Source organism: Polaribacter sp., from assembly GCF_965660385.1.
GTDB lineage: Bacteria > Bacteroidota > Bacteroidia > Flavobacteriales > Flavobacteriaceae > Polaribacter.
Genome location: NZ_CBFHZT010000063.1, coordinates 1 through 12166 on the forward strand (window position 1 = coordinate 1; position 12166 = coordinate 12166).

Annotated in this window: 9 protein-coding genes and 1 pseudogene; 1 reads left to right on the top strand and 9 read right to left on the bottom strand. The window is 31.1% G+C overall.

Annotated features, from left to right (window positions below; genetic code table 11):
* Positions 1-309, top strand: a pseudogene (locus tag ACTG3V_RS13640) (translation elongation factor Ts); the annotation flags it as partial.
* A 157-nt stretch (positions 310-466) separates the two neighbouring features.
* Here ACTG3V_RS13640 and ACTG3V_RS13645 read toward each other — a convergent pair.
* From ACTG3V_RS13645 to ACTG3V_RS13685, 9 genes are all read right to left on the bottom strand, one after another.
* Complete coding sequence (locus tag ACTG3V_RS13645; RefSeq protein WP_439132725.1) at positions 467-1000, bottom strand: hypothetical protein; 534 nt, start codon at positions 998-1000, stop codon at positions 467-469.
* Positions 1001-1066: 66 nt separating this feature from the next.
* Positions 1067-4360: a tetratricopeptide repeat protein gene (locus tag ACTG3V_RS13650; RefSeq protein ID WP_439132726.1), complete on the bottom strand. Its 3294-nt coding sequence runs from the start codon at positions 4358-4360 to the stop codon at positions 1067-1069.
* 77 nt (positions 4361-4437) lie between these two features.
* A complete protein-coding gene (locus ACTG3V_RS13655; protein WP_439132727.1) occupies positions 4438-4704 on the bottom strand; it encodes a heavy-metal-associated domain-containing protein in 267 nt (88 codons plus the stop codon).
* 5 nt (positions 4705-4709) lie between these two features.
* Positions 4710-5075: a rhodanese-like domain-containing protein gene (locus ACTG3V_RS13660; RefSeq protein ID WP_439132728.1), complete on the bottom strand. Its 366-nt coding sequence runs from the start codon at positions 5073-5075 to the stop codon at positions 4710-4712.
* 5 nt (positions 5076-5080) lie between these two features.
* Complete coding sequence (locus tag ACTG3V_RS13665; RefSeq protein ID WP_439132729.1) at positions 5081-6487, bottom strand: MBL fold metallo-hydrolase; 1407 nt, start codon at positions 6485-6487, stop codon at positions 5081-5083.
* Positions 6488-6561: 74 nt separating this feature from the next.
* The gene (locus ACTG3V_RS13670; protein WP_439132730.1) at positions 6562-8289 is read right to left on the bottom strand and encodes a SulP family inorganic anion transporter; all 1728 of its coding nucleotides are present in this window, start codon (positions 8287-8289) and stop codon (positions 6562-6564) included.
* A 49-nt stretch (positions 8290-8338) separates the two neighbouring features.
* Positions 8339-9361 (bottom strand): Holliday junction branch migration DNA helicase RuvB, encoded by a 1023-nt coding sequence (gene ruvB, locus ACTG3V_RS13675; protein WP_439132731.1) that lies wholly within the window; start codon positions 9359-9361, stop codon positions 8339-8341.
* 102 nt (positions 9362-9463) lie between these two features.
* Positions 9464-11245 carry a cytochrome c oxidase subunit I gene (locus ACTG3V_RS13680; RefSeq protein WP_439132732.1) on the bottom strand — a complete coding sequence of 594 codons (1782 nt, stop codon included), beginning with the start codon at positions 11243-11245 and terminating at the stop codon, positions 9464-9466.
* A 34-nt stretch (positions 11246-11279) separates the two neighbouring features.
* Positions 11280-12166, bottom strand: an 887-nt coding sequence (locus ACTG3V_RS13685) for a cytochrome c oxidase subunit II (RefSeq protein ID WP_439132733.1), incomplete at its 5' end; no start/stop codon positions are given.

A 12166-nucleotide genomic window follows, 5' to 3' on the forward strand; every position in this document is an offset into this window, starting at 1 on the left:
AGATTGGGTAAAACATTGAAAAATGTACCTCAATACATCTCTATGTCTCAATTAACTCCAGAAGTATTAGCTAAAGCTGAAGAAGAAGCGAAAGCTCAATTGGCTGCTGAAGGGAAACCAGAAAAAATCTGGGATAGAATTTTACCTGGTAAAATGGATCGTTTTATTGCAGACAATACTACTTTAGATATGGAGCAATGTCTTTTAGACCAAGCTTTTATTAAAGACGAAAAGAAAAACGTTGCTGAGTATGTAAAAACTTTTGGTGATGTAGAAGTTTCTACCTTTAAAAGAGTTACTTTAGGATAATATATAATTTATTCTTTACTATATAAAACCTCGCAAATTGCGAGGTTTTTTGATTTTTATATAAATTAAATATGGTGATGTGGTCAAAAATAGTTGATAAAAACCTATGCAGCCCTTTTTATCATAGACAAAATTAAAATTTTATTGAATAAAAAAATCAAAAAAAACAAAACCCTATTCCGAAAGAAATACTATCTAAGCGATTATTCTCAAAACCAATAATTCCCTTTCTATGAAAATCTAATCGTATAATAGTATTCCATCTTTGTACTCCTGCTGCTTGTACTCCTATTCCAAATCCGTAATAATTCCCATCAGGATAATTGCTTGATGGTCTCCACATCTTACCAAAACTGGTCTCTACAAACAAGGCATCGTTCTCAAATTCTGTTATATTTACTTTTAATGTTCCATATGTAGGAAAAGCACTTGTAGCATAGTGCCAATGATAATCAAAACCAGCATTAAAACTTATGGCTAACCTTCTCTTAAACTCGTAGCCAAAACCTGCTCTTAAAAATAAGGCTGATGGTTCTATTAGCGTTTCATCATTATTATTACCAATGGTATAATTTTCATTGATTCCTAGTGTAAGGTTAAGTGACCCTGAAATAAATGGACGCCCAATTTTTTCTTGAGAATAATTGCTAAAAACCACAAACAAGGCAAAGTAAAGTACTGTTTTTTTCATAAAAGTGTTTTGACTTAATTCTTATTATCAAAAATCAAACCACAATCACTATAATTCTTTTAAGACTTAAATGTTTTCTACCCTCATTAAAGTACCATTTACATAGTTCTTTTTAAGTATCAATTTTTCGTTTTCATCATAAAATAAACTTGTACCATATAGCACATTATTGATATAGTTGCTTACCTCTTTTTTCTTTCCATTTTTATAATAACGAATATATTTTCCATTGCGTTCGCCATTTTTAAATGATTGTTCGTTTTTTATTTTTCCGTTAGTAAAATATTCTTTTCTTACACCAACAATTTCATCATCTTTATAAGTAAACTCATCTTGTTTAAATCCGTTATAAAAATAAGATGTGTAAGAATTTACCAAATCACCATTTTTATACTCCATAGTTTTCGATGGCTTTCCATTACTATAAAAAGCATCGATTTTACCAGTTTCATTTTTTAGCGGAATCATAGGCAATTCAACATTATTTTTATCTTTATAACTATATCCTATTAATTTTCCATAATTGTAAAAACGCACTAATTGTAGTTTACCAGTTGGTTCGTAAAACTCTTTTCTACCATGTTGTTTACCATTAAAAAATTCGGTAGATATTTGCAAAACACCATCGTTAAAATAGCTTATACTTTTGTCTATTTTATTGCCATTCCTGTAAACTGATACAGAAGCTAATTGTCCGTTTTTATAAAAAGTTTCCTCTTTTCCGTTTAAATTTCCGTTAACATAAGTTGCTTTTGTTTGTACCTCGCCAGAATCAAAAAACCAAGTCCAATTTCCATGTTGATCTCCATTATTATACGTTCCTTCTACTTTTTTATTACGATTAAAATAATACTCTGTAAATGATCCGTGTTTTATTTCGTTGGTATAGGTGATGATTGCTTTTGGTTTTCCATTGGTATGATGTAAAGTAATGGTATTTACTTTTTTATTGGAAGCATATTTTATGGTGCCTTTTGGTATTCCTTTTTCATCAAAATTTTCTTCAGAAATTAAATTTCCGTACTCCAAATGGGTAGTGTTATTCAACCGTCCTTTAACATCAAAATATTGCTGTTTGCCATGCAATTGACCTCTATTAAAAAAATTAATGGATTGTAGAGTACCATCTTTATAGTAATATCTCCACTCGCCAAATTGATATCCATTTTTGTACCAACCTTGTGCACTTAGTTGTTTGTTTTTGTAATAAGCTGCATAATACCCATGTAAAACTCCCAATTTATAAGGTGTAATAGATTCAATAGCACCATTTTTATGAAATGCTACTTCATCCCCATCTTTATCATTTTCAATAAAATAACACTCACTTTTTAAAACACCATGATCATCGTAAAATTTCCAAAAACCTGTTTTTTGTCCTAAATTATTATAGATTCCTTTTGATGTCAAAATCCCTTGAGGAGAATAACTCTTATAATTTAAAAGTGTGTCTTTTTTTACACCTTTATCTAAAACTGAACCATCTTTTTTATAATAGGTATAGGCTGTAATTTCTCCATTTTCATAGAAATAATCGTAATGTGGTTTCCCATCAGTATCATTAGCAATATAGATGTTGTGTAGTTTTCCTTTTTTATAATCAAATTCACTTTGCAACACACCATTGGCATAAAACATTTGCCAACCACCATCATAAAAAGCTTTTACACTTTGCCCATTTTCATACAATTGCCCATTTGGATGATAGGATTTATAGACTCCATTTCTAGCACTATTAAAGTATTCGGTTACAGATGAAACTTTAGCATTTGGGTAGTAAATAGTTTTTTTACCACTTAAAACTCCATTGATATAATCGGATTTGGAATATATACTTCCATTGGCATAATACTCAATTGCTTCGCCTTCAATTCTGTCTTTTTCATATGGAATTTTAAACTCCAACAAGTCTTCACCTACTTTAAAATAAGATTTAAAAACACCATCTAAAAGCCCATCTTTATAATATTTACGTTGTGATAATGCTCCATTACTGGTATAATACTCGTATTTACCATCAATATTATTATTTTTAAAAGAAAGGCTGATGTTAATTTTACCATTATCATAATACATAATATTTTTACCATTTAATGCATCATCTTTATAATTAGCGATTTCTTTAACATCACCTAAATGATTGTACCAAATCCATTTTCCTGATTTCTTTTGATACTCATCAAAACTACCCTTTGTAGCTAGTTTACCATGTTCATCATAAAAATTCCAAACACCAACAACCTTATGATCTACTTTTTTACCAATGGCACTTAAAATACCGCCAATATATTCGTAATAAACTTCTTGTTTTTCTCCATTAAAATCAACGATATTTTTAGAAATAATGTTTTGCCATTTTTCTTGATAAGGTTCAAAAAAAGCTGCTATTTTATCTGTATTATTTTCAATTATTTTTTTATGTTGTTGATTTTGAGTAGCAAAAAGTATTGTGTATATAAAATGGTCGAAATAATTATTTTCTACAATCCATTTGTAAAAGGATACATATTTTTGAGTCCAAAAAGTTTCATCACCAGAGAAATTTCGGAGATTTTGCATCATGATATGATTCTGATTCACCAAAGCCAACTCAATCTCATTATTGGTTTTATAACTTAATTTGATAGATTCTTTGCTTATTAAAATAGAATCAATTTCTTTAAATGTGTTTTTGTCTTCAACTAAATTTATGGCTTCATTTTTTTTAAATGGAGTTAATAAAGCTGCTTTGTTATTCACATCTTTTATTGCTTCAAAAGATCCTAATTCATTTGAATTTAACAATAAATACATGTTAAATGCCATTAAAGCTTGGGTAAGCTTTTCTTGGTTGTAAAAAATGTTTCCTATTTTTAAATGTGGTTTTCCAAATAACGGATTCAATAAAATAGCTTCTTTATAAGCAACTAAAGCTTTATTCAACTTATTTTGTTGTTCTAATACTTCACCCTTGTTAAACCATAATATATAGTTTTTAGGATATATTTGAATGGCTTCATTATACGTTTTTAAAGCTTCGTTGTATTTTTTTAAATTGGTTAAAGCTACTGCTTTATTTATGTAAAAAAATACTTTTGACTGTGTATGGTCTTCTTGAATACCTTCATCAGCAACTTGTATTGCTTCGTCAAACTTTTTTAGTTGTAGTAAGTAATATGATTTTGAGCTTAAAACCGAAAAATAAATGGAATCATTTTTATTGATTTTATTGGCTAATGACAATGCTTCTGCATATGCTTTTTGTTCAACTGCCTGCTCTATTTGTGGTTGAATTTCATTATAATCAATAAAAGGAATTTTCTGCTGTGCATTAACGATGCTACACACAAAAAAAATAACAATTACTAGGATTTTTTTCATCTGTCAAAATTACAAAAAAAGAGGATGAAAACCTGCGTGAACAGCTTTTTATCCTCTATAACACTTGGATTTCTAGATTAAGCGTCTAGCCTACCCACAGCACAGCTTACAAAAGATTTTGCTTTATGCACCACCGTATTTTTATCTCCTACTTCTGGATAGCCTAATTTTGATAACTTCAATTTAATTTCCTCTAAGTTTTCATTTTCGCTAACAATTGAAACGATAGATTTATCGATATCAATCTCTATTTCATTTACACCTTCTATACCTAATATTCCTTTTTTAATTGTTGCTGCGCAACCACCACACTTTAAATTTTCAATTTGAATTTCTGTCTTCATAATTTCTAGTTTTCTTTTTTCCATTGGTTATATCCGCCTAAAACATTGTAGACGTTGTACCCATTTTCTTGTAATATTTTTGCTGATTTTCCGCTTCTATTTCCACTTCTACAATAAAGATACACAACTTTACTTTTGTCTATTTTTTTTGAGGCTTGTTCTAAAAAATCATCATCAAAATAATTGGCAAACTTGGCTGTTTTTATAAAACCTTGTTTAATTTCTTGCGGACTTCTTACATCTAACAATTGAATTTCTTTTTTTTCTAAAAGCGATTTCAACTCAATTGTCGTTATCGATTTTACTTCTTCTTGAGAAGCACAATTCATAAAACTTAAGGCCGTAAAACATATTAAAAAAATAAACCTCATGATGATTATTTTAAAGTTGATGGGCAAACAGCTTCTGTTCTTTCAATATTAGTGTTTCTGATTGCTGCATAGCCACCTGCAACATCAATTACATTATGAAACCCTCTTGATTTTAAGATGGATGCTGCAATTACAGATCTATAACCTCCTGCACAATGCACATAAAATTCTTCTTTTTTAGGAAATTCTGAGATATGATTATTCAAATAATCTAATGGTGTACTTTCTGCAACTTTTATATGTTCGCTAGTATATTCACCTGGTTTTCTAACATCAAAAACGTGTGCATTTTCTTTAATTTTAGTTTCTAAAGTAGCTGCTGAAACAGAAACTAATGCATCAATTTCTTTACCTGCATTTTGCCAAGAAGAAAAACTTCCTTCTAAATATCCTAATACATTATCGAACCCAACTCTAGACAAACGTGTAATTACTTCTTCTTCTCTACCTTCTGGAGAAACCAATAAAATAGGTTGTTTAATATCTTTAATTAAAGCTCCAACCCAAGGTGCAAAGCCACCATCAACCCCAATAAAAATAGACTGCGGAATAAAACCTTTTACAAAATCTGTTTGATGACGAACATCTAAAACAACAGCATCTGTAGTATTTGCTACCAACTCAAATTCTTTTACAGATAAAGGTTTTGCTGATGTTTTAATAACATCGTCTATATCTTTATAACCTTCTTTATTTAGCTTAACGTTTAAAGGAAAATATGCAGGTGGAGGCAACAAACCGTCTGTAACTTCATTAATAAATTGCTCTTTTGTCATATCTGCTCTTAACGCATAATTGGTTTCTTTTTGATTGCCAATAGTGCCCACAGTTTCTTTGCTTAAATTTTTGCCACAGGCAGAACCTGCTCCATGTGCAGGATAAACAATAACATCATCTGGAAGCGTCATTACTTTTGTTCTTAAACTATCAAACAAAAAACCCGCTAAATCTCTTTCTGTTATATCACCTTTTTGAGCTAAATCTGGACGACCAACATCACCTAAAAACAAGGTATCTCCACTAAATAATGCGTGCTCTTTTCCGTTTTTATCTTTTAAAAGAAAACAAGTGCTTTCCATGGTATGTCCAGGAGTGTGTAATACTGTAATGCTAATTTCGCCTAACTGAAAAACCTGATTGTCTTGGGCAATAATAGCTTCAAAATTTGTTTTTGCAGAGGGTCCAAATACAATTTTTGCGCCTGTTTTTTCGGCTAAAGTTACATGACCACTTACAAAATCTGCATGAAAATGTGTTTCAAAAATATATTTGATTTTTGCGTTGTTATTTTCTGCTCTGTCTATATAATCTTGCACCTCTCTTAAAGGGTCTATAATGGCAACTTCGCCATTACTTTCTATGTAGTAAGCTCCTTGTGCTAAGCAACCTGTATATATTTGTTCTATAACCATGATAAAAATTTAAATAACTTTAAAAATATGTTTTAATCTCTTTATTTAAAATGACATATGTCATTTTGTGTTTCTTATTTATATGCTTGATGTATGTATTTTGCATACTTTTCTTGGTGTTTTCTGTCGCCAGTTTTATAGTATTTAACAGCTTGATTAACCCTCATAAAAAAATGGTTGATATCTATAATTTGTAAAACCCCACTTCTAAACAAATCATCTCTTACTGGCCCTTTTACCCCAGCAAAGTAAAAAATAACATCTCTCTTTTTGTAAAACTTGATTCGTTCTTTAAGCATTTCTAAACCTGTGCTATCCACTCTGTTAATGCTTTCTGCATCTAAAACAATCAATTTTAATGCCTTGCCTTTTTTAGATGCCATTTCGTCTAAGTTATCTCTAAAATAATTTGCATTTGCATAAAATAATTGAGCATCAAACCTAAAAACCAAAATATCATCTTCTAAAATTACTTCTTCAAACCGATTTTTATTTCTATAAAAATTTGAATCTGGCACTTTACCCAATTCTGCAATATAAGGTCTTGATGTTCTAAATATTAAAACGATGAGTGATAAACCAACACCGACTATTATCCCGAATTCTATGCCTAACAATAGGGTTGCTAAAAAAGTAGAAATCATCAACCAAAAATCTAACTTATTTGCTCTCCACAAAAATTTTCCTTCTTTGACATTTATCAAATTAAAAACGGCTACAATAATAATTGCTGCTAATACTGTTTTTGGTAAGTGATAAAATAATGGAGTTAAAAAAAGTAAGGTTACTACCACCATAACAACAGAAATTAAAGCTGCCATACCTGTTTTTGCACCACTTTCTTGATTGATTGCAGAACGCGAAAAACTAGAGGTTGATGGGTAAGCTTTAAATAAAGAGCCTACCATATTGCTTAGCCCTAATGCAATTAATTCTTGATTTGGTCTTATTCTGTATTCATCTTGTTTGGCCTCTAAAGATTTACCTATGGAAATGGTTTCTAAATAACCTACCATTACCAAAGTTAAGGCTATTGGAAATAATTCCTTAATTTGATCAACATCAAAATCTGGTATTCCAAAAAGAGGCAATCCTGAAGGAATATCTTTTACAATGGATACATCATTGAAAGAATTTCCAAAATATTTCATTATTAAAATTCCAATTACTACTACGATAAGTGCGTTTGGAATCTTTTTATTGATTTTTCTAAAAGTGATAATTATGATCACTGATATTAAACCTATAATTGTTGTATGTTGATTAAAATTGTTTATTTGTAGCCAAATATCTTCAACAACGTATTGAATTTGATCGCTTTGTATAAAATCCACCCCTAATAGATTTCTAAATTGATTTAACCCTATAATCAATGCAACAGCTGATGTAAACCCTGTAATTACTGGTTTTGATAAAAAGTTTACAATAAAACCTAAACTAAAAACACCTAAAATAAACTGTATAGCACCTACCATTAATGCTAACAAAATAGCGATACTAATATAACTTTCGGAACCTGCAAGCGCTAAGGTAGAAACACCAGTTGCTACAATTAAAGAATCCATAGCTACTGGACCTATTGCTACTTGTCTTGAGGAACCAAATATGGCGTACATTACCTGAGGAACCAAAGCACAGTACAAACCGTAAATAGGAGGTAAACCAGCAATTAGAGCATAAGCAATACCTTGCGGAATTAAAATAATACCCACAGTAATACCTGCTACTAAATCGCCTTTAAAAAGCGATGTATTGTAGTTTGGTAACCATTCTAAGATTGGTATTACTTTTTTTATGTTCATTTTATGGCTATATGCTTTAGGCATTTTGCTTTAAGCTTATTGCTATTTTTTAAAACAACTCACCTTGACTTCTACCCTTTGTTCTGCCAAGGTGTTTATAGGCTAACTCAGTAACTTCTCTGCCTCTAGGAGTGCGCATTATAAAACCTTGTTGAATTAAAAAAGGTTCATAAACCTCTTCTATAGTTTCCGTATTTTCGGACACTGCAGTAGCAATCGTACTTATCCCTACAGGACCACCTTTAAACTTATCAATAATAGTTTCTAAGATTTTATTATCCATTTCATCTAGACCATGTGCATCTACATTTAGTGCTTTTAAAGCATACTTGGCAATTTGTATGGTAATAGTTCCATCTCCTTTTATCTGGGCAAAGTCGCGTACTCTGCGTAATAAGGCATTTGCAATTCTTGGAGTTCCTCTGCTTCTACCTGCAATTTCTATAGCTGCTTCCATTGATATTGGCACTCCCAAAATAGATGAACTACGTTGAATAATAGTAGTTAGTAATTCAGTTGAATAATAATGTAATCTGCTACTTATTCCAAAACGTGCTCTCATTGGTGCCGTTAACAAACCTGAACGAGTTGTGGCTCCTATTAATGTAAATGGTTCCAGGTTAATTTGAACAGTTCTTGCATTGGGCCCAGACTCAATCATGATATCAATCTTATAATCTTCCATTGCAGAATACAAATATTCTTCTACTATTGGGCTTAACCTGTGAATCTCATCAATAAATAAAACATCTCTATCATCTAAATTAGTTAATAAACCTGCTAAATCACCAGGTTTGTCTAATACTGGACCAGAGGTAACCTTTATCCCCACTTGAAGTTCGTTGGCTAAAATATGAGCCAAGGTAGTTTTTCCTAATCCTGGAGGTCCATGAAACAACGTATGATCTAAAGCTTCACCTCTTTGATTAGCGGCCTCCACAAAAACTTTTAGATTTTCTAGTGCTTGATCTTGTCCTGTAAAGTCACTAAAAGAAAGCGGACGTAGTTTTTTTTCTACATCTAAATCTTCATTTGATAAATTGGAGTTTTCAGGGTTCAAGTTTTCGTTCATAAAACAAAGATAATATTAATTAAAATACCTTTTTGTAAGTTTTGTTACAAACAAAAAAGCCTTTCCAAAAATGGAAAGGCTTTTATAATATAAGATATAATTTTATGATGGTTCTTCACCATCTAAAAGTGGTGTTGTTTGTAAAACAAAATCTTGTCCATGTAAATAATCACTATCATCATCATTTGGATCAACTCGCTTACTGTAATCATAAGCCCATCTGTGAACTTCAGGAATTTTACCTGGCCAGTTTCCATGAACATGCTCTACAGGTGTCGTCCATTCTAACGTGTTAGATTTCCAAGGATTTTGTGAAGCTTTTTGACCTCTATAAATAGATATAAAGAAATTTGCTAAAAATAAAATTTGAGCTAAGCCACCTACCAATGCGAAAATTGTAATTACCACATTAATATCCGCCAAGTCATCAAACATTGGAAAAGCTGTATTTGAATAATATCTTCTTGGTAAACCTGCTAATCCAATAAAATGCATAGGCCAGAATACTCCATAAGCACATACAATGGTAATCCAGAAATGCCAATAGCCTAATTTTTTATTCATCATTCTTCCATACATTTTAGGGAACCAATGATAAATCCCAGCATACATACCAAAAATTGCAGAAACTCCCATTACCAAGTGAAAGTGTGCAACCACAAAGTACGTATCATGTATTGCGATATCTAAAGCTGAATCACCTAATACCAATCCTGTTAAACCACCTGTTACAAAGGTTGATACCAATCCTATTGAAAATAACATTGCAGGATTTAACTGTAAATTACCTTTCCATAGCGTAGTAACATAATTAAATGCTTTTACAGCAGAAGGAATGGCTATTAATAATGTTGTAAAGGTAAATACAGAACCTAAAAATGGATTCATACCTGAAATAAACATATGGTGCCCCCAAACTATGGTAGACAAAAATGCTATTGCCATAATAGACATCACCATTGCTCTATATCCAAAAATTGGCTTTCGTGAATTTGTTGATATAATTTCTGATGTAATACCTAGTGCTGGTAACAATACAATATATACCTCTGGGTGCCCAAGGAACCAAAACAAGTGTTCAAATAAAACAGGTGAACCTCCTTGATAGTGCAATACTTCTCCTGATATAAAAATATCTGATAAATAAAATGAGGTACCGAAACTTCTATCAAAAACTAATAATAATGCAGCTGATAATAATACTGGAAATGAAACCACACCAATAATTGCTGTGATAAAGAATGCCCAAATTGTTAAAGGCAGTCTTGTCATTTTCATTCCTTTTGTTCTTAAATTTAAAACCGTAACAATATAGTTTAAAGCACCAATTAAAGATGATGCAATAAAAATTGACATTGAAACCAACCATAAAGTCATACCCGTTCCAGAACCTGGAATAGCTTGTGGCAATGCACTTAAAGGTGGATAAATGGTCCAACCTGCAGATGCAGGGCCAGCTTCAATAAATAGTGAAATCACCATGATTATACTCGACAAAAAGAATAACCAATAAGAAACCATATTTAAAAAACCAGACGCCATATCTCTTGCTCCGATTTGTAAAGGAATTAACAAGTTTGAAAAAGTTCCACTTAATCCAGCTGTTAAAACAAAGAATACCATGATAGTACCGTGAATTGTAACCAAAGCTAAATAAATATCTGGACTCATAATACCATCTGATTGATGTGGTCCTAAAAATGCTTCTATAATAGAGAATGATTTTTCTGGCCAAGCTAATTGCAATCTAAATAACATAGACATTAATAATGCAATAACCCCCATAAAAATTCCTGTCACCAAGAATTGCTTAGAAATCATTTTATGATCTTGACTAAAAATGTATTTTGTTACAAACGTTTCTTTATGATGATGTTCTGACATAACCTTATTTAATTTGTATTTTTTAGTTTTTTAATTATTTTATAACAGCTGCTAAAGTAGGTTGTTCTGCAATCCACTTATCATATTCTTCTTGCTCAACTACTGTAATTTTCATTTGCATACTATAATGAGATGCACCACATATTTTATTACATAGCAATAAGTAATCAAATTCATACAAATCTTCACCTTTAGCCGCTCTAATTTTATTGATTCCTTTAGTTTTTTCAATAACCTCAGGTCGTTGTCTCATCTCTTCTGTTGTATATTTTGGAGTAAATCCAAACTCAGTAACCATACCAGGAACACAATTCATTTGCGCTCTAAAATGAGGCATGTATGCTGAATGTAAAACGTCTTGAGAACGAAATTTAAAATGAATCTTTTTACCTTTAGGTAAATACAATTCTGTTACTTGAATATCGTCTTGTGCGTTTGCATCTTTCATATCAACACCCATAGTATTGATTCCTTCAATATAATTTACATTTCCAAGCCCTAAGGTATTATCTTCTCCAGCATAACGTGCATCCCATCTAAATTGTTGAGAATATACTTCAATAACAATTGCGTCTTCATCAGAGATATCCATCACATTATTCCATTGCCATAAACCATATCCAATTAAACCAACTAAAACAACTGCTGGAGTTACTGTCCATATTAATTCTAATTGATGACTGTCTGCGTAAAACTTTGCCTTTCTGTCTTTATTTCCTCTGTACTTAAATGTAAAGTAGAAAATTAAGAACTGCATTAAAAACTGCACAATCCCAATTAACCAAAAGGTTATATTGAACAATCTGTCATCATGTTCACCTTCTATTGATGCAGATTCAGGAAGCATAATTACATTCATAGCAATTAAACAATAAACCATCATTGCATATAAAAACACCATAAAATAAAGTGCATACTTTC